Below are 22313 nucleotides of genomic sequence, written 5' to 3' on the forward strand. Positions count from 1 at the left end.
CGGCGCAGCCTCGCTGCGCCGCCGCAACCGCACGTGGAACGTAGGAGCTTCACCGGCTCGTGAGGAACGCAGCGGCTCCCGCTGTGGACGAACGGAGATCGGCTGCGGTGGATTTCACGCCGCCGCAGGTGGAGTTATGTTCCTGGTGGGTAACAAACACAAGATGTGGTATGCTGTTCTGAATTGAATACGAAATAGCGGGTAGATGGCTCGCTATGCTTTCTTTTCCCTTGCGGAGCCCCGCTCGCCTTCCCTCGACGCGAGATGGGCGGGGGCGATCATGGAGAACGCTGAGGAGATGTGGAGAGCTTATGGAATCGTTGTCGGATCGGCGGGACAGGAGACGAGGCCCTGGCTATGGTGAGCTGCGTGAGATACGTGACGTCAATGGGTTGAATGAACATGATGGGTGTGCCATCATCTGCAATATCCGCAAAGGGGGGCGTGCGACGCATGGCAACGTGAAGCGCACGCTGGAAGCGTTGGGCAAGATGGGCCACCGCACCGGCGATGTGAACGGCGAGGGCGATGGGTGCGGCATCCAGACGGATATCCCTCGCCGTCTGTGGGCCGACTACCTGGAGCGGGTGGGGAAGGCGAGGTGGCTGGCCGAGGATCGCCGATTCTTCGTCGGCCATCTGCTGATCCCCTTTGACCATCGGCAGGACGCGTGGGCCATCAAAGATCGTGTGGTGGCCTTGATCCGGGAGATCGGCTGCGAGCTCCTGCTGGAGCAGGAAGGGCTCACCCGGCGGCTGGCCCTGGGGCGGCTGGCCCGGGAGCAGGAGCCGGAGTTCTGGCAGGTGGCGGGCGTGGTGGGGGGCGGTCCTCTGGATCAGGTGGAGGCGCGCCTGTTCGACCTGCGCCTGGCCATCGAGCGGGAGACCCCGATCCACGTCGCCTCGCTGAGCACATACGTGGTCGTCTACAAGGTGCGGGGGGACGTGGATACGCTGTATCACTATTACCCCGAGCTGCGCAGCCCCGATTTCACCAGCCTGGTTACCATCGGTCACAGCCGATATTCCACCAATACCCTCTCCGTGTTCGAGCGCGTGCAGCCCTTCGGCGTGCTGGGGCACAACGGCGAGATCAATACCGTCCGGCGGCTGGTACAGGAGGCCCGGATGCTGGGCGTGCAGCTGGTCCAGGACGGCTCCGACAGCCAGCATCTGGACCGCACCGTGGAGACCCTGATCCATCGCTACGGGTTCACGTTGATGGAGGCGATGGAGCTTTGTTTCCCGCCCATCGAGCATGAGATCGATCAGCTCCGGCCGGAGGTGCAGGCGGTGTATCGATTCTATCGCCAGGCCTTCGGCCCGTTTGCTCAGGGGCCGGCGGCTATCGTCGCTCGCTACGGGGACGAGTGTGCCTTCAGCGTAGACGCGTTGGGGCTGCGCCCGTTGTGGTTCGGCGAGACGGAGAAGGAGTACTTCTTCTCCAGCGAGCGGGGTGTGGTGCCGTTGGACATGTTGAACGGCGATCCCAAGCCGTTGGCCCCTGGTGAGAAGATGGTCGTGCGCCTTCAGCGGGAGGGCGATCGGGACGTGGAGGTGCTGGATTACATCGCCATCCAGGATCGGATGGCGCGCCTGGCGCGGCGCCGCTACGGGAGCTTCGAGCGGTTGGAGGCCGCCCTGCAGTCGCCCGAGCCTCGGCGGGTGGTGATGTCCAGACCGGACATGTCTTTCGACCTGGCGGATGGTGAGTTGGGGCCCGGGGATCTGCCGCGGCATCGTGAGGCGTGGATGGCCGCGTTCGGATGGGATCGGGAGGACCGGGAGCTGGCGCAGACGCTGGCCGGGAGCGGCAGCGAGCCCATCGGTTCGTTGGGCTATGATGGCCCGCTGGCGGCGCTGGATCGGGAGCGGCGCAACCTGGCCGACTACTTCAAGGAGGCGGTGGCCGTCGTCACCAACCCGTCCATCGATCGGGAGCGGGAGATGGAGCACTTCTCCACCCGGGTGTTGCTGGGGCCTCGCCCCGAGCTGGATCCCGATCAGCCCGTGCCCAACGGCCGCCTGGTGTTGGACATCCCCATCGTGCTCGGGGGGCATCCCGGAGAGCCTTTGTTCGATCCCGTGCTCTATCGGCGGATCGCCCGGGACGAGGGGACGTACACGCTCGAGGACCTGGAGGCGGCCTTTGGGCGGGCGGCCGTCGCTCGCATCTCCATCACTTTCGCCGCCGATGAGCCGATCCCCCAAGCGTTGGATCGCCTGGCGGACGAGGCCGTGGAGGCGGTACGGCAGGGCGCCGAGCTGATCATCCTGGACGATGGCGAGAGCTGGTCTGGGGATCGGCTGTGGCTGGATCCGCACCTGTGCGTGGCCGTAGTGGACCGGGCCCTGCGTGAGGCGGAGGACTGGCCCAATCTGCGGCGGCGTGCGGGCCTCGTGCTGCGTTCCGGCGCCATCCGCAACCTGCACGACCTCATCATGGCGTTGGGATTGGGGGCGGATGCGGTCAACCCCTACCTGCTTCTGGAGACGGCCACCGATCCCCGGCTGTTGCTGGTGGACGAGGAGCGGGGGGTGCGCCTGGTGAATCTCCTGCACGCGCTGAGGAAAGGGCTGGAGAAGGTCACGTCCACCATGGGCATCCACGAGCTGCGGGGATACGGGCGCATCTTCGCCTCCATCGGGCTGTCCACGCCCGTGGCCGAGGCGTTGGACACGCTGAACTACTTCGGGTCGGAGGGCCGGGGGCTGACCTGGGATGACCTGGCGAGGGACAGCGCCGAGCGGGCCGAGCTGCTTCGACGGCCGGAGAGGGCACGCCTGTCCCGTACGTATCGCATGTATCCCAAGGTCTGGAAGACGGCCGGGCAGGTTGCCCAGGGAACGGTCGATTATGAGGAGTTGGAGCGGCGCATCCAGCAGGTCGAGCGGGAGCAGCCCATCAGCATACGCCATGTGTTGGAGTTCCGCTACCCGGAGGAGCCGCCTGAGATCCGCCCGGAGGATGTGGACTGCGGCCTGACCGGGCACGATCTGCCCTTTGTCATCGCCTCCATGTCCTTTGGCTCCCAGGGGGAGACCGCCTTCCGGGCCTATGCGGAGGCGGCCTATCGTCTGAACATCATCTGCCTCAACGGCGAGGGAGGCGAGCCCAAGGACATGTTGGGGAAGTATCCCCACAATCGTGGGCAGCAAGTCGCCAGCGGCCGCTTTGGGGTGAACATCGAGCTTTTGAACTCCAGCAACCTGTTGGAGATCAAGATCGGGCAGGGGGCAAAGCCCGGCGAGGGCGGGCACCTGCCCGGGCGCAAGGTCTCGGCCAAGGTGGCGGCCGCTCGCAATGCCCGTCGGGGAGTGGATCTCATCAGCCCCTCCAACAATCATGACCTCTACTCCATCGAGGACCTGGCTCAGTTCATCGAGGAGCTGAAGACGGCGAATCCCCGGGCCCGTGTGGCGGTGAAGGTGCCGGTGGTGCCGGGGATCGGCATCATCGCCGTGGGGATCGCCAAGGCCAAGGCCGATATCATCAACCTGTCGGGATTCGACGGCGGGACGGGGGCCGCCCGCAAGCATGCGCTGCGCCACGTGGGGCTGCCGGTGGAGATCGGCGTCATGGAGGCGCATCGGGCGCTGTCCGAGGCCGGCCTGCGTCATAAGGTGGAGATCTGGTGTGACGGCGGGATCAAGTCCGCCACCGACGTGGTGAAGATGATGTGCCTTGGCGCCAACCGGGTGGGGTTCGGCACCCTGGCGATGGTGGCCATCGGCTGCACCATCTGTCGCCAGTGCCAGATGGACACCTGCCATGTGGGGATCGCCACGCAGATGGAGTCCCTGCAGGAGGCGATGGCCAAAGGATTGAAGCGATTCGTCCCCCAGAACCCGGAGCGGGCGGTGGAGCGATTGGTCCGCCTGTTCGGGGCCATGGGGGATGAGGTGCGACGGATCGTCGCCCGCCTGGGATATCGGCGGGCGCAGGACCTGGTGGGCCATGCGGAGTTGTTGCACCAGGCCCGGTATCTGGAGCGGCTGGATCTGACGGAGCTGCTGACGCCGGTGGGCGAGCGGGAGGTTGCCTCCCTGCTGCCCGCTGAGCGGGCGTTGCGCCGACCCCGCAACTACCTGACGGCGCTGGTCAGCGGCCTGGTGATGGAGGCGGTGATGGAGGGCGAGACGGTGGTCGCCTTCGAGGATGACCGGGTGACCGCCGCCGAGCGGGCGCTGGGGACCCATCTGGCGGGCGAACTCGTCCGCCGCCGACGGCGATGGAATTGGCCTCCTCGCCATTCCGTGGCGACCCGGCGCTATGCCCTCGGCGAGACGAAAGGGCCCCCGTCGAACGGCTGGGGGGCGGAGAATGGGGAGATCGAGCCCTCGGTGATCGATCGCTTCCAGCGGGCCAGCCTCCACTTCCATTCCCATTCGATGGCCGGGAACGGCCTGGGGGCCTTTACCTCAGAGGATGTGAGGATCCTGGTAGAGGGGGGCGCTCAAGACGGCGTCGCCAAGTGCGGCTTTGGCGGCCTGGTGGCCGTGCTGAGGGGCATGAACCACAACGGCCTGCTGATCGATGGATCGGTGGGGAAGGGGTTTGCCTACGGCGCTCAGCGGGGCATGTTCATCGTAGAGGGGAACGCGGACAGCCGGGCGTGCATCCGCCTCTCCGGCGCCGATGTGGTGATCGGGGGCGAGATCACGGAGCCGCTCCGGGACCATCTGGGGTTCATCGGGACCCGGGCGAATGTGAAGGGGTTCCTGTGCGAGTATATGACCGATGGCCGGGTGGTCGTGTTGGGGGACCCGGGGCCGTGGATCTGCGCCGGCATGACCGGAGGCGTGCTCTACTTGCGCCTGAACGAGGCGATGGGGCTGGATCGGGAGGCGATCCGGCGGCGCCTGGCGGCCGGCGCCCGGGTGGAGTTGTGCGACGTCACGGACGAGGATGAGGCCAACCTGCGTGAGCTGCTGGGCCGATACATCGACGAGCTGGTCCGGAACCACCGACTGGAGGCGGCCGAGCGGGTGCGGACCTTGCTGGAGGATTGGCGGCGCAGCTTCGTCAAGATCGTCCCCAAAGCCGAGCAGGTGGATCAGTCCATCGCAACGGAATAGGGGCGATTCATGAATCGCCCCACCCCGATAACACCCATGAGGGGGACTACCACGGAGTAAGGAATTCTCATTGCGGAGAGGTGCACTGTGCCGAAGACGATGTTTGATAAGATCTGGGAGTCGCATGTGGTGGCCCAGGACGAGGGGGCCCCGGCGATCCTGTACGTCGACGCTCATCTCATCCACGAGGTGACCTCGCCGCAGGCGTTCACGGTCCTGCGGGAGCGGGGACTCAAGGTGCGACGCCCGGACCGCACCTTCGCCACGATGGATCACGCCATTCCCACGCGTGACCTGGACATCTCCTTGTGGCCGGCCGACGCGGCCCATCAGGTGGAGACGCTACGCCGCAACTGCGCTGAGTTCGGCATCCCCCTGTACGATATCGAGGGAGATGATCAGGGGATCGTGCACGTGATCGGCCCGGAGCTGGGCATCACGCAGCCGGGCATGGTCATCGTGTGCGGCGACAGCCACACGTCCACCCACGGGGCGTTCGGCGCGCTGGCGTTCGGCATCGGTACCAGCGAGGTGAGCCACGTGCTGGCCACCCAGTGCCTGCTGCAGCGCAAGCCCAAGACCTACGCCATCAACGTGGAGGGGACGCTGGGCCCTGGCGTGACGGCCAAGGACATCATCCTGGCGATCATCCGGCAGATCGGCGTGGGCGGCGGCGTGGGGCATGTCTTCGAGTACCGCGGCTCTGCCATTCGCAGCCTGAGCATGGAGCAGCGGATGACCATCTGCAACATGTCCATCGAGGGCGGGGCGAGGGCGGGCATGATCGCCCCGGACGAGACGACCTTCGCCTATCTGAAGGGGAGGCCGTTCGCCCCCCAGGGAGCCGATTGGGATCGTGCCGTGGCCCGGTGGCGGGAGCTGGTCACCGACGAGGGCGCCGTCTTCGACAAGGAGACGACGATTCACGTGGACGACCTGGCGCCGATGGTCACCTATGGGACGAACCCGGGCATGGGCATCACCGTCGAGGAGCGCATCCCCCGGCCGGAGGACATGGCCAGCGGGGACGAGCGGCGGATGTTGGAGAAGGCGCTGGACTATATGGGCCTCAAGCCGGGGCAGCCCATTGTGGGGCAGCCCATCGATTACGTGTTCATCGGCTCCTGCACCAATTCCCGGCTAGAGGATTTGCGCATGGCGGCGTCCGTGGTCAAAGGGCGGCGGGTGGCGCCCAACGTCACGGCGCTGGTGGTGCCGGGCTCCAAGCGGGTGAAGGCGCAGGCCGAGGCGGAGGGGCTGGACCGCATCTTCACGGAGGCGGGCTTCCAGTGGCGCAAGGCCGGATGTAGCATGTGCCTGGCCATGAACGAGGACAAAGTTCCGGCCGGGAAGTACTGCGCCAGCACCAGCAACCGGAATTTCGAAGGGCGCCAGGGCAAGGGAGCGCGCACGTTCCTGATGAGCCCTCTGATGGCGGCCGCCGCAGCCGTGCATGGCCGGATCGTGGACGTGCGGGAGATGCTCTGACATGCGACACGCGCCACGCACCACGCAATACGTAACACGTAACACGCAACACGTAACACGCAACACGTAACACGTAACATGTATTGCGTGGTGCGTAATGAGTGAGGAATAAACCATGGAACCATTCGTTGTACATGTTGGGACTGCCGTTCCGCTGCGTGCGGAGAACGTGGATACGGATCAGATCATCCCCGCCCGCTATCTGACCACGGTGACCCGTGAGGGGCTGGGCGAGGGTTTGTTCGCCGATTGGCGGCGTAATCCGGATGGGAGCCTGCGGGATGATTTCCCGTTGAACCAGCCCCGGTATCAGGGGGCGACGATCCTGATCGCCGGGCCCAACTTCGGCTGTGGAAGCTCGCGGGAGCACGCCCCATGGGCCATTCTGGACGCGGGCTTCCGGGTCGTCATATCGCCCGATTTCGCCGACATCTTCTACAACAACAGCCTGAAGAACGGCCTGCTTCCCGTCGTGCTGGAGCGGGATCAGGTCGAGCTGTTGATGGATCTGGTGGAGGAAGATCCGAGCACCCAGATCACGGTGGACCTGGAGCGGCAAGAGGTTCGGCTGCCCGATGGGCAGCGCTTCCCCTTCGAGATCGATGGATATCGCAAGCGGTGCCTGCTGCAGGGGCTGGACGATCTCGGGTATCTTCTATCCAAGGAGGAGGACATCGCCGCCTACGAGCGAGCGCATGGCCTCTGATCTCACGCACATCGCACATGGGGGACATCAATGAACGCACGCATCACGGTATTGCCCGGGGACGGGATCGGTCCTGAAGTGACGGCGGAGGCCGTCAAGGTGTTGGAGCATGTGGGGCGGATCTTTGGGCATACGTTTGAGTTCAAGGAGGCGTTGCTGGGCGGCTGTGCCATCGACGCCACGGGCACGGCTCTGCCCGATGAAACCGTCGCCGCCTGCCAGGCGGCCGATGCCGTGCTGTTGGGTGCCGTGGGCGGCCCCAAATGGGATGATCCCACCGCCAAGGTGCGGCCCGAGCAGGGGCTGCTGGGCATTCGCAAGGCGTTGGGGCTGTTCGCCAACCTGCGCCCGGTTCGGCTGTTCCCGGAGCTGCTGCACGCGTCCACCCTGCGCCCCGAGGTCCTGGAGGGGGTGGACATCCTGGTGGTGCGGGAGCTGACCGGTGGGATCTACTTCGGGCCGCGTGAGGAGGCCGGGGAGGGTGGCGATCGGGCGTACGATACCATGCTCTACACCCGTCCCGAGATCGAGCGGGTGGTGCGCCTGGCGGCTCGGGCTGCCCAGGGACGGCGCAAGCGCCTGACCTCCGTGGACAAGGCCAATGTGTTGGCGTCCTCTCGGCTCTGGCGCCGGGTGGCCAGCGAGATCGTGGCCGCGGAGTTCCCCGATATCGCCCTGGAGCACATCCTGGTGGACGCGGCGGCCATGTACCTGATCCGTCGGCCGGCCGAGTTCGACGTGCTCGTCACCGGCAACATGTTCGGCGACATCCTCACGGATGAAGCGTCCATGCTCGCCGGGTCCATGGGGATGCTGCCGTCGGCCTCCCTGGGCGAGGCGACCAACGCGGCCGGGCTCCCCCGTGGGCTGTACGAGCCCATTCACGGGTCGGCGCCGGACATCGCCGGGCAGGGCGTGGCGAATCCGCTGGCGGCCATCCTCTCCGCGGCCATGATGCTGCGTCACTCGCTGGGGCTGGAGCGGGAGGCCGGTGCGGTGGAGGATGCGGTGGCTGCAGTGTTGGCGGACGGCTATCGGACGGCGGATATCGCCCGGCCGGACGAGCGGACCGTGGGCACGGTCGAGATGGGTGCGGCGGTGCGAGAGCGGATCCAATGAAGCGGTTGCGATCTGAGTTGGCCGATGCCCGGGCCGTGGTCTTCGATCTGGATGGCACCCTGTACAATGGGGATGAACCCATCCCGGGTGCGGTGGAGACGGTGCGGGCGTTGAAGGAGTCGGGGGTTCCTCTGCGCTTCCTGACCAATACGACCTCTCGCAGCCGGGCGGCCCTGGCCGAGAAGCTGACCCGCATGGGCTTCCCGGTGGAGGAGGGCGAGGTGTACGGCCCCCCATGGGCGGCGGGCGAGTTTCTGCGCTCCCGTGAGGCCAGCGCTTACCTGCTGGTCCCCGAGGGCGCCCTGGCCGATTTTGAGGGGGTTCCCGTGGATGAGACCCGCCCGGATTACGTGGTCGTGGGCGATCTGGGGGAGGCTTGGACGTTTCATTTGCTGAACCACGCCTTTCGGCTGGTGCTGGAGGAGGGAGCACAGCTGATCGGCCTGGGGCGGAGCCGCTACTGGCGGGCGCCGGATGGGCTGCGGCTGGACGCGGGGCCGTTCGTGGCGGCGTTGGAGTACGCGACGAGGAAGGCTGCCATGATCATCGGTAAGCCGGAGCCGGCGCTTTTCGAGGCGGCATTGCGTGACCTGGACTTGCCCGCCGAGCAGGTGGTCATGGTCGGGGATGACGTGGAGGTGGACGTGAGGGGCGCCCAGCGCGTCGGGTTGCGTGGCGTTCTGGTGCGCACGGGGAAGTTTCGTCAGGCCGACCTGGCCCGAGGCGTGTGGCCGGACCTGATCCTGGACTCGGTGGCCGATCTGGTGGGCTCGTAAAGCCTGGCCAGGATCGAGACGAAGGGAATGGAGGACGGTATGTCCGTTGTGAGTTTGAAGAAGGAGGTGTTGTTCCCGGGCGCCATCGGCGCCCGCGTCATCGGGGGAATGGTCGCTTGATCGACTTCATCACTCGATGGATCATTCCACATCGTGATCGACAGGAGGGTACCCGATGACAAGGATCTGTGTATACGATACGACGCTACGAGATGGCGCGCAGGGGGAGGGGGTCAACTTCTCCCTGGCGGACAAGTTGCGCATCGCCCAGCGCCTGGATGCGTTTGGCGTGGATTATATCGAGGGGGGATGGCCTGGCTCCAATCCCAAGGACGTGGAGTTCTTCCAGCGTGTGCGCTCGCTGAACCTGCAGCACGCCCGGGTGGCGGCGTTCGGTTCGACCCGGCGTGCGGACAAGACCGTGGAGGAGGATCCGCAGGTCCGGCTGTTGCTGGACGCGCAGACGCCCGTGATCACCATCTTCGGCAAGACCTGGGATCTGCACGTGCGGGACGTGCTGCGCACGACATTGGAGGAGAACCTGCGGATGATCGAGGAGACCGTGCGCTACCTGAAGTCGCACGGGCGTGAGGTCATCTACGATGCCGAGCACTATTTCGATGGCTGGAAGAACAATCCCGAGTACGCTTTGGCGACGCTGAAGGCGGCCGAGGCGGGCGGGGCGGAGTGGATCGTGCTGTGCGATACCAACGGCGGCTGCCTGCCGTGGGAGATCGAGGAGGGGATACGGGCGGCTCAAGGGGCGGTCGATACGCCGTTGGGCATTCACGCTCACAACGATAGCGATGTGGCCGTGGCCAACACCCTGGTCGCCGTGCGGGCGGGGTGCACGCAGGTGCAGGGCACCGTCAACGGGTACGGTGAGCGGTGCGGCAACGCCAATCTGATCTCCGTCATCCCGGACCTGCAGTTGAAGATGGGGTATCGGTGCGTGTCGGACGAGCAGTTGGCCCGATTACGGGAGCTGAGCCTCTTCGTGTCCGAGCTGGCCAACCTCAGCCCTGATCCGCATCAGCCGTTCGTGGGCCAGAGCGCCTTCGCGCATAAGGGTGGCGCTCATGTGAACGCGATGGTCAAGAACGAGCGGACGTATCAGCACATCGACCCCGCACTGGTGGGCAATCGCAAGCGCGTGCTGGTCAGCGAGCTGTCGGGGAAGGACAACATCGCCGTGAAGCGGAGCGAGTTCGGGCTGGATGGGCTGGATCGGGCGACGGAGCGGCGCGTGCTGGCGCATATCAAGGAGCTGGAGAGCCGGGGGTTCGCCTTTGAGAGCGCGGAGGCCAGCGTGGAGTTGTTGTTGCGGCGGGCCAGGGCCGACTATCGGCGTCCCTTTGAGCTGATCGACTATACGGCCACGGTGGAGCATCGCCAGGGGCGGGGGCTCATCTCGGAGGCGACGGTCAAGGTCCGGGTGGGAGGACAGATCTTCCACACGGCGGCGGAGGGGAATGGGCCCGTCAACGCGCTGGACAAAGCCTTGCGCAAGGCGTTGCTCCCGTTCTACCCCCAGTTGGAGCGGGTGCAGCTGACGGATTACAAGGTGCGCATCCTGGACTCGCAGTCGGCGACGGCCGCCCAGGTGCGGGTGTTGATCGATTCCACCGACGGCCGACGGAGCTGGGGGACGGTGGGCGCCTCCTCGAATATTATCGAGGCGTCCTGGCAGGCGCTGGCCGACTCGGTGGAGTATGCCCTGTTGAACGGCGAGGAGGATGCCTCTCGTGCGGCCGAGGCACCGTCGTCGGCCGAGTTGACGGCGATCTCGAAATAGCGGGCGACAGGCGAACGGGGTGCCTCCCCGACTGCGGGCGGGGCACCCCGTTCCGGTCAGAGTGGGATGTGCGGTCAGGCTGCTTTTCGTCCGGGCTCGATAGGCTCGATATCACGGGGGAGCATGTCGATCTCCGGCCCGTTGGGAAGCAGGCGAACGCGCACTCGGGTGGCGTTCACCGCCTTCACCTCAGCCTCTCGCCCTGCGAAGGGACGGGAGGGCTTCACCCGGACGTGCATGCCGACCTCGAACGTTCGCTCGACCATTTCACACCTCCTCTCGCCCCAGCCACTCGCTACGTCCACGTAGGAGGTCGGCCGGGCGGCTGAGGCGTGATCGACGTGATAGCCGCTCCCTTGCGAAGCATCCGACATAACATATTATCGCGCTTGATGATAAGAATTACGCTAACCACGCAACACGCAATACGCAACACGCAGTACGCAACACGTAACACGCAACACGTAACACGCAACACGCAATCATATAGGAGGCATCATGGCTGACGACCGAGGAAACGGCGCATCCAGACGACGACCGATGCGCTCGGATGTGATCAAGCGAGGCTTCGAGCGGGCCCCCCATCGCTCCCTGCTCAAGGCGACAGGCGTCACCGACGAGGACATGGACAAGCCCTTCATCGCCATCGCCAACTCCTACATCGATATCATCCCCGGGCACGTGCATCTGCAGGAGTTCGGCGAGGTGGTGCGCCAGGCCGTGCGTGAGGCGGGAGGCGTCCCCTTCATGTTCCATACCATCGGCGTGGATGATGGCATCGCCATGGGGCATATGGGCATGAAGTACTCGCTTCCCAGCCGGGAGCTCATCGCCGACTCGGTGGAGACGATGGTCGCCGCGCACAGCTTTGACGCGCTTATCTGCATCCCCAACTGCGATAAGATCGTGCCGGGGATGCTGATGGCCGCCATGCGGCTGAACATCCCCACCATCTTCATCTCCGGCGGCCCGATGAAGGCGGGCGTGACCCCGGATGGCCGGGTGGTGGACCTGATCTCCGTCTTTGAAGGGGTGGGGGCCTACAAGGCGGGCACCATCACGGAGGCCGAGCTGAAGGTGTTGGAGGACTATGGGTGCCCAGGATGTGGCTCCTGTTCGGGCATGTTCACCGCCAATTCGATGAACTGCCTGTGCGAGGCTTTGGGGATGGCCCTGCCGGGGAACGGCACCATCCTGGCCGAGGACCCTCGCCGCCGAGAATTGGCCCGCCAGGCGGCACACCAGATCATGCGGCTGTGGGAGATGGACCTGAAGCCGAGGGACATCGTGACGCCGGAGGCGATCGACAACGCCTTCGCCCTGGACATGGCCATGGGAGGCTCCACCAACACGGTGCTGCACACCATCGCCATCGCCCACGAGGCCGGGATCGACTACCCGTTGGAGCGGTTGAACGAGATCAGCGCCCGGGTGCCGTGCCTGTGCAAGGTGAGCCCCTCCTCGCATTATCACGTGGAGGATGTGGATCGGGCGGGCGGGATTCCGGCCATCCTCTACGAGCTGTCCAAGAAGCCGGGCGCGTTGCACCTGGACTGCATGACGGTGACGGGCAAGACGTTGGGGGAGAACATCGCCGGGCATGAGACGCAGGATCCGGAGTGTATCCGCACGCTGGAGAACGCCTACAGCCAGGATGGCGGCCTGGCTATCCTCTTCGGGAACCTGGCGCCGGAGGGGGCGGTGATCAAGACGGCGGGCGTGCCGTCATCTATGATGCGCCATCGGGGGCCGGCCGTGATCTTCAACAGCGAGGAGGAGGCGTCGAAGGGCATCCTGGAGGGCCGGGTGAAGGCGGGCGACGTGGTCGTGATCCGCTATGAGGGACCCAAGGGCGGCCCGGGCATGCAGGAGATGCTGGGGCCGACGGCGCAGATCGCGGGCATGGGGCTGGCGGAGACGGTGGCACTCATCACGGATGGGCGGTTCTCCGGCGGCTCCCGTGGCTGCGTCATCGGGCATGTGAGCCCGGAGGCCGCGGCGGGCGGTCCCATCGGGCTGCTGGAGCCGGGCGACATCATCTCCATCGACATCCCCAACCGGCGATTGGACGTGGAGCTGAGCGATGAAGAGCTGGTCGAGCGCCGGCGCCGCTGGCAGCCGGTGGACAAGGGATCGCTGCCGCCGTATCTCAGCAAGTATCGCTCCATGGCCACGTCGGCCAGTCGCGGTGCCATCCTGCAGTGGGAATGAGCGGCCGCAGGAGCGTGGACGAACACTGGAGGCAGGGCGGGACATCCCCGCCCTGTTCTCGTTTGGACTGGACTCCCTTTCTGAAAAAGGAGGGCAGGTTTCCGTACTGTCCTTTTGCCGAGATAGATGGTGCTTGCTCGGGGCATGGTAGGGGCGGCTATGGAAAGCCTCCCTACTGCTATGATATCGGTCGCCTCCGGTGGGAACGCCGGGGGGAGCTTAGAGGAGTGCAGCTCTTCCGAAGAAGCCGCCTTGCTCGGCCCTTTTGGGAACCGGCCGCTACCCATGAGCCGACGGGTGTGCTATAATCCTCATTGCTGGATGAACTCCCCTGTGACCTGTCGCCTGTTCGATCGATATCCGGGCATTTCGCTCTCTTCCCCGTCATTCACATCCTATAGGGAGAAAATCCGATGGTGCCTCTGGTGATGATGGGCCTGTGGTCGTCTTTGTTGGATTTCCTGCGTCGTCTGCTGGGCGGGGCGGCATCTGAGCCCGAGCCAGAACCCGAGCCGGAGCCCGAGGCTCCTGTGGCTCCCAGCCCTGGTCCCGCGCCCGGAGGGGGGACCGGGGAGCCGGCACGACGCAGGTGGACGGTGTTGCTCTACATGGCCGGCGATAACGGCCGTGTGTTCGACTCCCCTTATGGCAAGATCTCCCTCATGGCCGAGATGACGAGCGCTGGCCATGTGGATCTTGCGGAGGCGCAGAAGGTGGGATCCACCGATGAGGTGGCGATCCTGGCCCAATTCGACACGATCACGGAAGGGGATCGCACGTATCGTTTGGAGATTCAGCGGGGCGGCACGACGATGGACCATGTGGTAGAGACCATCGACGAGACGAATTGCGGCGATCCCCGCACGCTGACGGATTTCATCGTGTGGGGGATGAACCGTCGCCCGGCCGAGCACTACCTGTTGGTCATCTGGAATCATGGCATGGGGTGGAAGGACGACGACATCTACGCCAGCGTTCGCTCGGTATCCCGGGCTACGCGTCCCTTGATGGGAACCCGCGCCCGGCCGGTGTTCCGTACGACCGGCCAGAAGATCATGGCCCTTCCCGATGTGGAGACGCGAGGCATCGCCGCGGACGACTCCTCCATGGACTTCCTCACCAACGAGGAGCTGAAGCGGGCCATCGCCGCGGCAGAGGAGACCACTGGACAGCGGCTGAACGTGATCGGCATGGATGCCTGCCTGATGGCCATGGCGGAGGTGCAATATCAGTTGCGGGACCTGGCGGATTACATGGTCGCCTCACAGGAGGTCGAGCCTATGGCCGGCTGGCCGTACACGCAGATCATGGGCCGGCTGACCGCCGCCCCCGACATGTCGCCGGAGGATCTGAGCCGCATGATCGTGGAGGAGTATCTGCGATCGTATCCCCCGCCACCTACCCGATCGACGCCGCGCGTGACCCAGTCGGCCGTGCGCCTGCCCACCATGCGGGAGACCGGCCAGCTGCTGCGGGCATTCGTCGAGGCGGCTCAGCAGGACGACGGAGCCGCCCGGATGGCTTTGCTGGATGCCAAGCAGTCCGCCTTCGCCTTTGACGATCCGGAGTACATCGACCTGGCTGACTTCCTGGACCTGTTCCTCCAGGGCTACCAGGGGGGAAACGCGGAGGTTGCGGAACGGGCTCGTGCCCTGCGAGCTCATCTGGAGCCGGGGGCGGGGCCGGTGATCGCGAACGTGGCTCAGGGACCCGGATATGCCGAACGGGCGCATGGTATCTCGATCTACTTCCCGGCGCGTGCCCTCTCGCCGTTTTATGAGACGCTGGACTTCGTGGAAACGCGTTGGATTGACCTGATCCGTTGGGTGAACCGATTGTGAGGAGTGCCTAGATGGTGCTAAGGGCGTGTCTGAAAATTTACCGGCACGGTGTCTGAGGATCTCCCTCAGCTATCAGCTCTACAGGGGGAGGTGTGGAGGGGATCTCCCCTCCACGGAAACCTCTTTTTTCCTGCCTGCACCTGCCTTTCTCGGCCCTTTCCGAAGGGCCCAAGGGCCCAGGCCGAGGCCAGGCAGGTTAAAGGCAAAAGCAATGGCATTTCTCAGACACACTCTAAGAGATGTTCCTAAACACCTGGCCGGTGGGTTTCTAGATACGCTCTCGGCGTGATCGGAGGTGGGGGATGTCGGAGAGGATTCAGCCTCATGCGGTGTTGGAGCGGATCGACGCGATCATCGCCGTGTTGCGTGCGCGCTGGAACGAGCTGACACCTGAGGAGCAGGAACAGGTGGAGGCGCTATACGCCGAGATGCGTGAGGCGTACGCAAATGCTCAGTGGGATTATCAGCAAGGCGCTGCGCTGGTCGCCTTTGTGCGGGCGCTGGATGCCATCCCGGGGGTGCGCGCCCTGGTCGGCCATCTGATCGATGAGACCAAGGGGGCGGAGGCGCGCGGCGGTGAGGGCGATCCTGAGCTGCTGTGGCGGCTGCCGCCCAGGTTGGGAGAGGATTACGCCGAGATGGTAGGCCCACCTCCCATAACCGTCCCGCCGCCGGAGGAGGGCTTTGTCCCTCGCGATTCGATGACGCGGGAGGATGAGGAGATGGCGGAGGAGACGGCCGTCGAGGCACCGGAGCAGTTGGTTCGCTACCCCAACCTCGATTGCCCAGACCAGGTCATCCTCGATCAGCGGTTCAGCCTGTTCGTGCAGCTCCTGTTGGAGGCGCCCGAGCCGGAGGCGGAGGCCATCATCGTAGAGGATACGGGCGAGCCGGGCCAGCTGCCCGAGGTAGAGATCGTGTTGCGCGTCCGTGGCTTCGATATCGAGGGGAGCAATACGCAGGTCCTGCCGGTGGAGCGGGATGACGACTCCGAGGCGCGCTTCGTGTTGATCCCCCGTCGCCTGGGGGAGCATCAGATCCGGGTGGACTTCTATCAGTATGGCCGGCGAATCGGCACGGTGCGTCGAAACGTGCTCGTCGTGGAGCAGCCGGTGGATGCGGAGGTGGCCCAGCCCGAAGAGCCCATGATGATCGAGCTACGAACGGCGCCCACGGTGCCGCCGCCGGACCTGGAGCTGTGCGTGGAGCTGGATCGGCACGACGGCCGCACGCTCTATTTCGAGCTGCATTCCACCAAGGAATCGGTGGACTACAATCATGCCAAGTTCGGACAGGTGACGTTGCAAGGCTCGCCGCTGGAGAAGATGCAGGCTGTGTATCAGGAGATGAGCCAGATGGCGGGCGCGACTCCCCCCACGTCCGAGGCGAGGGCGTATGCGGAGCGCCGACTGGCCGCCATCGGAAACAGCCTCTGGGATGAGTTGATCCCCGATGAGCTGAAACGGGAGTATTGGCGCTTCAAACCTCACGTACAGTCGATCTTGATCACGTCTGACGAGCCGTGGATTCCCTGGGAGATCATGAAGCCCTACCGTTATGACGACGAAGGGGAGCGGGAGGACGATCCCTTCTGGTGCCAGCAGTTTGCCATCTCTCGCTGGCTGTCCGGGCCGGGGACGGCCGATCTTCTGCCGACGGGGGCGGCGCGACCCGTAGCACCCGCTCGGGTGAACCTGCCCTCCGTGCAAGAGGAGGTTGCCTTCATCTCCCAGCTCGATCAGTTGCGGTCTGACGTCGTGCCGTTAGCTCCCTTCGGCGATCGGTTGCGGGTGCTGGACTGGCTGGAGAACGGCGAGTTCTCCGTGTTGCACTTCGCCTGTCACGGGCAGTTCGACGCCACCCTGCCCGATGATTCGGCCATCAGCCTGTCGGATGGCCCCCTGCGCCCCTCCGATATCCGGGCGCGCTTCGGCGGGCGGCGGCCGCGGCCGCTGATCTTCATCAACGCGTGCCACGGGGCGCGCACGGGCTTCAGCTTCACCGGCCTAGGCGGCTGGGCCGATCGGCTGGTGAAGGACGCCCGGGTGGGCGCCTTCGTGGGGGCTATGTGGGAGGTGAATGACGCCCTGGCACTGCAATTCGCCCGTCGGTTCTATCGAGAGCTCCTCCAGGAGGAGAGGACGATCGCCGATGCCTTTCGGCGGGCGCGAGAGGAGGTCCGCCAGGCGGCGCCGTACAACTCCACCTGGCTGGCGTATGTATTGTATGCCGACCCGGAGGGGCGTGTGGGGGCGGGCTAACGAGCTCCGGGGGTACATCCGTTTCGGGGCGCCTGCGGGCGGGGAAGTTTCCGATCTCCCCGCCCGTTTACGCGTGTGGGTACTCCACGAGAGGCTCGGAGAAGCGTGTCTGGAAATTTACCGGTGAGCCCTCTTCTCCCGGGCCCGGGAGAAGGGGGGCTGGGGGATGAGGGCCGTTTTCTGTTGGTTGGCGACCAGGGAAATGACTTGCGTCGGGCAACACGCGGGGACGTTCCCACCACCCTGGTTTCCATCACTGGCTTTGAAAAAGCCCTGATGAGGAGGGGCTTCTTCTTGTCTTATGATAGGACTCGTGCCATACTTACGGCACAAGGATCACCAACGGGATAGCTCTTGGGAGGCGAATGTATGGCGAAGCGATTCCATCTCTTTGTGAGCGCAGGGCCGGACATGGAGGTGGAGCGTGAGATCATCGGCCGGGTGGTGGCGGAGTTGCCGGTGAATCTGGGATGGGAGATCCGGCGCACGCCGCTTCCGGGGGAGCCTCATCCGGCCGATCTGGAGGCGGTTGCGCATAGCGACCTGTTCCTGCTGGTGCTGGGGCACGATATCTCGGCACCCGTAGGCGTGGAGTGGGAGGCGGCTCGGCGATCCGGGCGGCGCATCGTGTCGTTGTTGCGTCGGGGGCCTCATACGCCTGCCGCCAACATCTTTCTGCGGGAGACGCGGGAGGAGTGGCAGCGCTTCGAGTCGGCCGCGGAGCTGGAGAAGCTCGTGCGGCGGGCGCTGGTGGATCTATTGTTGGAGCGGGCTGTGGATTTCCGGTTGACCCCGGAGGAGTGGGAGGCACTGGAACAGCTACGCGAATCCGAGGAGGGGGAGGAGGAATCGTCGCAGCCACCGGAGCCGGCGGGCGCTGGCGGGGGCGGCGTGATCCTGGGGCCGGACGACGCCGTTCGAGGCGGCGTGGTGATTGGGGAAGGCGATGCGTGACACCGGTTAGTTCGTGTAGCGATTAGGCTATCTCCCGCCGGATCGGAGGATGCCGGCTGGAGAGGGGCAACGCGAGAGGCCCAACGGGATGTCCATCCATTCGTGGGGAGGAGAAGATGGCCGTGTATCTCAACTACATCGGTGGTGAGTGGCGCCCATCACGAGATGGGGCGACCTTTGAGGATCGTAATCCGGCCAACCCGGAGGAGGTGGTGGGCTCGTTCCCCCTTTCGACACGGGAGGACGTGGTTGACGCGTTGCGGGCGGCGAAGGAGGCTCAGCCCGGGTGGGCAGCCACGTTGCCGGCTCAGCGCGGGGAGATCCTGCTGCGCGCCGGAAGGATCATCGAGTCCCGACTGGAGGAGTTGGCGCGCATCCTCACCCGTGAGGAGGGCAAGACGCTGCGCGAGGCCACGGGCGAGGTGAAGCGGGCTGCCGATATCTTCAAGTTCTTCGCCGGAGAGGGACGCCGCCTGGCCGGCGAGGTGTTTCCATCGGATCGGACCGGCAGCTTCACCATGACCCGACGGGAGCCGCTGGGTGTGGTGGCGCTCATCACGCCTTGGAACTTTCCCGTCGCCATCCCAGCCTGGAAGATGGCGCCGGCGCTCATCGCCGGGAACGCGGTGGTGTTCAAGCCCGCCTCGCTCAGCCCGCTCATCGGCCTGGAGATCGTGCGGGCGCTGGAGGAGGCGGGGCTTCCGGGTGGTGTGGTCAATCTCGTCACCGGCTCCGGCGGCGTCGTGGGTGATGAGCTGGTCACCAACGAGATGGTGGATGCCATCTCGTTCACCGGCTCCTATGAGGTAGGGTACGACATCTACCAGCGTGCGGCCCCGCGCATGGTGCGCGTCCAGCTGGAGATGGGGGGAAAGAACCCGCTGATCGTGCTGGCGGACGCGGACCTGGACCTGGCCGTGCAGCTCGCCGTCATCGGCGGCTACGGGGTCACCGGACAGGCTTGCACGGCCACCAGCCGGGTGATCGTGGAGGAGCCCATCGCGGAGGAATTCACCCGGCGGCTGAAGGAGCGAGCGGAGAGCCTGAAGGTGGGGGACGGGCTGGACCCGGACACGGAGATGGGCCCGGCGGTCAGCGAGGATCAGCTCAAGACCGATCTGGAATATATCGAGATCGGGAAACGGGAGGGTGCTCGGCTCATCGCCGGGGGTGGTGCCATCGAGGGCAAGAAGGGATATTTCGTCCAGCCGACGCTGTTCGCCGATGTGCGGCCGGACATGCGTATCGCCCAGGAGGAGATCTTTGGCCCTGTCATCGGCATCATGACGGCGAGGGACTTCGACGAGGCGATGGCGATAGCCAATCAGGTGCAGTACGGCCTGGTGGCGTCCATCTGTACGAACGACATGAAGCGGGCCTTCCAGTTCGCCGAGCGGATCGAGGCGGGTGTGGTGAAGATCAACCAGCCGACTACGGGCCTGGAGCTGCACGTGCCCTTCGGCGGGTTTAAGCATTCCAGCTCGGGCACGTTCAAGGAGCAGGGGCGGATCGCTCTGGACTTTTACACACGGCTGAAGACGGTGTACGTGAGCTATGCTCCGTAGGCGGTGGGGGCCTCCTCCGAGCAACGGCAGCTCCCGTGCTGTCGCAGGCCGAGCGTGGAAGCTCGGCCTGCTGGGGATGAATGCCGAGGCGTGAATCAACCACGAGCAGCGGCGGCTCCCACGCTGCCGCAGGCCGAATGTGGGAGCCCGGCCCGCCGTGAAATCTCGGTGAATTTTCAGGCACGCTCCGAGAGGAATTGTTCGAGGATGCGCGTGTAGGCCTCGGGCTCGTTGAGATACGGGAAGTGCCCCGCTCCGTGTAGTGTGTGCACCGACGCGGAAGGGTAGGTGGCTTTCAGTTGCTCGCGAAGGGGCTCTCCCACCAGCGGGTCGTTGTCAGCCTCGATGATCAGAATCGGGGTCTCCAGCGCCTCCGGGGCGGGAGGCGTAAAGGGCTGGATCACGCAACGGTAGCGGGAGACGAACTGGGCTTTGCTCATCTTCCCATGGGCTTGCTCCAGCAGGAAAGCGGCCACCAGCTCGGAATGGCCCGAGGCTGGGTAGATGTTCTGTGCGATGTTCCGCCGCAGCATCCGCATGATCACCCACTCGGGCAGGTAGGGCAGAAACCTGCCGATCCCTCTTGTGCTCTGGGCGATTTGCTCGCTGGGGGGGAAGGTGTTGGCGAAGACGGCCCGTTCGATGATTTGAGGGTGATGGGCGACCAGGTATTGAGCCAGGTAGCCGCCCAGCGAGCTACCCACGACGTTGACTCTGGCGATCCCCTCCTGCTCCAGGATGGCCAGAAGCCCCCGCTCCAGGCCGTGCAGATGGTCCACGGGTGGGTACGTCACGGCCACCTGGCGCCAGCGTGGGGCCAGGGCCAGCATCTGCTGCCACCAGATGTCATAAGCCCCCGCCATGCCGTGCAGGTATAGGATCGTTCTCTCTCCCTCTCCCAGGACCACGTATTCCCAGATCTGCCCATCCACCTCCAGCGTCCGGGGTGGGTGATCTCGCCGGAATGTCTGTAAGGAACATCGGGTGGCCTCGTCCACCCGGGCGTAGAGTTGCTCGAAGGAGGGGCGTGGACGGAAGGAAAGCTTACGTTTCATTCGCTCCACCTCGATTCAGTAATACCCTACTTCGCCCTCGTAGCGGAACATCTCCATGACGGCGGCGGGGTTCATGCCGTCGAAGATGCTGTTGCAACTGGCGATCATGTAGCCCCCACCGGGCGCTCCCTGCTCGATGCAGCGATCGACCTCCTTGCGGACCGCCTCCAGGTCGGAGTCGCACAGCACGCGCACATCCACGTTCCCGATCAGAACGAGGTCCTGGCCGAACTCCCGTTTGATCCTGGCCAGGTCCATGCCGGCCACCGGGTCCAGCCCGTGGAAGCCGACGAATCCCGCCTCTATGGCCATCGGCAGCAGGGGCTCCACGTTGCCGTCGCTGTGCCATATTACCGGCGCGTCCAGGGCCTCAACGATCCGCCGGTGGTAGGGCAGGATGAACGCACGCCACATGCGAGGGGAGATCATCGGGCCCTCGCTGTGGCCTGCATCATCTCCGAGGATGAGCACCTCTGCCCCCAAGCGGATCGCCTTCTGATACACGGTGATGCACCACTCGGTGCGTGCCTCCAGCAGCCGGTGTACGAACGCCGGATCCTCGACGAGGCGGAGGAAGAAGCGCTCGAATCCCATAGCCATGAATCCCGCCGTGAAGGGGCCGATGTGGGTACCGAAGATGAGACAGTGGTCCGGGTAGCGCTCTCGGACCTCCCGGATCGATTCCTCATCGAAGAGTTGTTCCACGTAGCTCAGGGGCGGGCTGTATCTCTCGAGATCGGCGATGGTGTCCACCACTCCGTCCACGAACGTGCCATCCCGCCAGACCCGGCCCCACTCGTCGACGCCATCTCGCCATGCGTTGCTCTGTGGGGGATTGCAGGTGGGCATCATCACACAGTCCTGCCCCAGGTTGACATAAGCGCTCGCCGGGTCGTCTTGCCCTAGCGTTTCCGGCGGGACATCGATCCAGATCTCGAATCTGGGCACGCGATCCGGCTGTCGGTGCTGAAGCGCTGCAAATACACGTTCTCGGGGTTTCACGTCTTTAGGGGGTCTCCAGAGTAGCAACACGGCTTCAGCGGATAGATCTCGTTGGGATCGTCGCTGAAGCCGGCGTCTGTATGTCCTGATAAGTTTCCTGATACCAGCCCTGGCGCGGAAACGTCTCTTTATCCCATTTAGCCTCTGGGGCTGTGTTCAGATTATACCACATGCGCGTGCGTTGATGACTCGCATCGTGACGCCGAGCAGCCCGCTGGAGGCGAGCTATCGACCTTAGAGCGTGTCTGAAAATTTACCGGCAAGATGTCTGAGGGGTCTCCCTCAACGACCAGCTCCACAGGGGGAGGTGTGGAGGGGACCTTCCCTCCACGGAAATCCTACCTTTCCGGCCTGCACCTGCCTTTCTCGGCCCTTCCTGAAGGACTCAGGCCGAGGCCGGGCAGGTCGAAGGCAAAAGAAGGGCTTTTTCCGGAAGGGCGGAGCCCCTCCGGGCCTCCCCCC

The 22313-nt window shown here is 65.1% G+C and carries 14 protein-coding genes; 11 read left to right on the plus strand and 3 right to left on the minus strand.

Annotated features, from left to right (window positions below):
* The first annotated feature begins 311 nt into the window (after window positions 1-311).
* The 6 genes from GXP39_12670 to GXP39_12695 all read left to right on the plus strand — a co-directional run bounded on the left by GXP39_12670 (window position 312) and on the right by GXP39_12695 (window position 10962).
* Window positions 312-5078 (plus strand): glutamate synthase, encoded by a 4767-nt coding sequence (locus GXP39_12670; protein NOZ28888.1) that lies wholly within the window; start codon window positions 312-314, stop codon window positions 5076-5078.
* A gap of 99 nt (window positions 5079-5177) precedes the next feature.
* On the plus strand, window positions 5178-6566 hold the full coding sequence (gene leuC / locus GXP39_12675) for a 3-isopropylmalate dehydratase large subunit (protein ID NOZ28889.1): 1389 nt from the start codon (window positions 5178-5180) through the stop codon (window positions 6564-6566).
* Window positions 6567-6681: 115 nt separating this feature from the next.
* A complete protein-coding gene (leuD, locus tag GXP39_12680) occupies window positions 6682-7272 on the plus strand; it encodes a 3-isopropylmalate dehydratase small subunit (protein NOZ28890.1) in 591 nt (196 codons plus the stop codon).
* A gap of 30 nt (window positions 7273-7302) precedes the next feature.
* Window positions 7303-8391, plus strand: a complete 1089-nt coding sequence (gene leuB, locus GXP39_12685; GenBank protein ID NOZ28891.1) for a 3-isopropylmalate dehydrogenase — start codon at window positions 7303-7305, stop codon at window positions 8389-8391.
* Window positions 8388-9167 carry a TIGR01458 family HAD-type hydrolase gene (locus tag GXP39_12690; protein ID NOZ28892.1) on the plus strand — a complete coding sequence of 260 codons (780 nt, stop codon included), beginning with the start codon at window positions 8388-8390 and terminating at the stop codon, window positions 9165-9167. The genes leuB and GXP39_12690 overlap by 4 nt, the downstream gene beginning before the upstream one ends.
* A 175-nt stretch (window positions 9168-9342) precedes the next feature.
* Entirely contained in the window at window positions 9343-10962 is a 1620-nt protein-coding gene (locus tag GXP39_12695) for a citramalate synthase (protein ID NOZ28893.1), read from the plus strand.
* A gap of 74 nt (window positions 10963-11036) precedes the next feature.
* Here the strand turns inward: GXP39_12695 and GXP39_12700 are convergent, their stop codons facing one another.
* Complete coding sequence (locus GXP39_12700) at window positions 11037-11228, minus strand: hypothetical protein (GenBank protein ID NOZ28894.1); 192 nt, start codon at window positions 11226-11228, stop codon at window positions 11037-11039.
* A 274-nt stretch (window positions 11229-11502) separates the two neighbouring features.
* Here GXP39_12700 and ilvD point away from each other — a divergent pair, with 274 nt between their 5' ends.
* The 5 genes from ilvD to GXP39_12725 all read left to right on the plus strand — a co-directional run bounded on the left by ilvD (window position 11503) and on the right by GXP39_12725 (window position 19794).
* Window positions 11503-13173, plus strand: coding sequence for a dihydroxy-acid dehydratase (gene ilvD / locus GXP39_12705; GenBank protein NOZ28895.1), 1671 nt, complete (start codon window positions 11503-11505; stop codon window positions 13171-13173).
* Window positions 13174-13586: 413 nt separating this feature from the next.
* The gene (locus GXP39_12710; GenBank protein ID NOZ28896.1) at window positions 13587-15014 is read left to right on the plus strand and encodes a hypothetical protein; all 1428 of its coding nucleotides are present in this window, start codon (window positions 13587-13589) and stop codon (window positions 15012-15014) included.
* A gap of 302 nt (window positions 15015-15316) precedes the next feature.
* Window positions 15317-17275 (plus strand): CHAT domain-containing protein, encoded by a 1959-nt coding sequence (locus GXP39_12715; protein NOZ28897.1) that lies wholly within the window; start codon window positions 15317-15319, stop codon window positions 17273-17275.
* Window positions 17276-17644: 369 nt separating this feature from the next.
* The gene (locus GXP39_12720) at window positions 17645-18229 is read left to right on the plus strand and encodes a hypothetical protein (protein ID NOZ28898.1); all 585 of its coding nucleotides are present in this window, start codon (window positions 17645-17647) and stop codon (window positions 18227-18229) included.
* Between the two features lie 116 nt (window positions 18230-18345).
* Complete coding sequence (locus GXP39_12725; protein ID NOZ28899.1) at window positions 18346-19794, plus strand: aldehyde dehydrogenase family protein; 1449 nt, start codon at window positions 18346-18348, stop codon at window positions 19792-19794.
* A gap of 176 nt (window positions 19795-19970) precedes the next feature.
* On the opposite strand, the gene GXP39_12730 is transcribed toward GXP39_12725, so the two are convergent.
* Window positions 19971-20849, minus strand: coding sequence for an alpha/beta hydrolase (locus tag GXP39_12730; protein NOZ28900.1), 879 nt, complete (start codon window positions 20847-20849; stop codon window positions 19971-19973).
* Between the two features lie 15 nt (window positions 20850-20864).
* Window positions 20865-21851 carry a hypothetical protein gene (locus GXP39_12735; GenBank protein NOZ28901.1) on the minus strand — a complete coding sequence of 329 codons (987 nt, stop codon included), beginning with the start codon at window positions 21849-21851 and terminating at the stop codon, window positions 20865-20867.
* Between the last annotated feature and the right edge of the window lie 462 nt (window positions 21852-22313).

This window comes from Chloroflexota bacterium (assembly GCA_013152435.1).
Lineage (GTDB): Bacteria > Chloroflexota > Anaerolineae > DUEN01 > DUEN01 > DUEN01.

What these genes read in the sequence shown, in the direction of transcription:
- GXP39_12710 (NOZ28896.1), top strand. Translation starts at nt 13,587, where the DNA reads ATGGTGCCTCTGGTGATGATGGGCCTGTGGTCGTCTTTGTTGGATTTC.
- GXP39_12700 (NOZ28894.1), bottom strand. Translation starts at nt 11,228, where the DNA reads ATGGTCGAGCGAACGTTCGAGGTCGGCATGCACGTCCGGGTGAAGCCC.
- leuC (NOZ28889.1), top strand. Translation starts at nt 5,178, where the DNA reads ATGTTTGATAAGATCTGGGAGTCGCATGTGGTGGCCCAGGACGAGGGG.
- leuD (NOZ28890.1), top strand. Translation starts at nt 6,682, where the DNA reads ATGGAACCATTCGTTGTACATGTTGGGACTGCCGTTCCGCTGCGTGCG.
- GXP39_12670 (NOZ28888.1), top strand. Translation starts at nt 312, where the DNA reads ATGGAATCGTTGTCGGATCGGCGGGACAGGAGACGAGGCCCTGGCTAT.
- GXP39_12715 (NOZ28897.1), top strand. Translation starts at nt 15,317, where the DNA reads ATGTCGGAGAGGATTCAGCCTCATGCGGTGTTGGAGCGGATCGACGCG.
- GXP39_12690 (NOZ28892.1), top strand. Translation starts at nt 8,388, where the DNA reads ATGAAGCGGTTGCGATCTGAGTTGGCCGATGCCCGGGCCGTGGTCTTC.
- ilvD (NOZ28895.1), top strand. Translation starts at nt 11,503, where the DNA reads ATGCGCTCGGATGTGATCAAGCGAGGCTTCGAGCGGGCCCCCCATCGC.
- GXP39_12720 (NOZ28898.1), top strand. Translation starts at nt 17,645, where the DNA reads ATGGCGAAGCGATTCCATCTCTTTGTGAGCGCAGGGCCGGACATGGAG.
- leuB (NOZ28891.1), top strand. Translation starts at nt 7,303, where the DNA reads ATGAACGCACGCATCACGGTATTGCCCGGGGACGGGATCGGTCCTGAA.
- GXP39_12695 (NOZ28893.1), top strand. Translation starts at nt 9,343, where the DNA reads ATGACAAGGATCTGTGTATACGATACGACGCTACGAGATGGCGCGCAG.
- GXP39_12730 (NOZ28900.1), bottom strand. Translation starts at nt 20,849, where the DNA reads ATGAAACGTAAGCTTTCCTTCCGTCCACGCCCCTCCTTCGAGCAACTC.
- GXP39_12725 (NOZ28899.1), top strand. Translation starts at nt 18,346, where the DNA reads ATGGCCGTGTATCTCAACTACATCGGTGGTGAGTGGCGCCCATCACGA.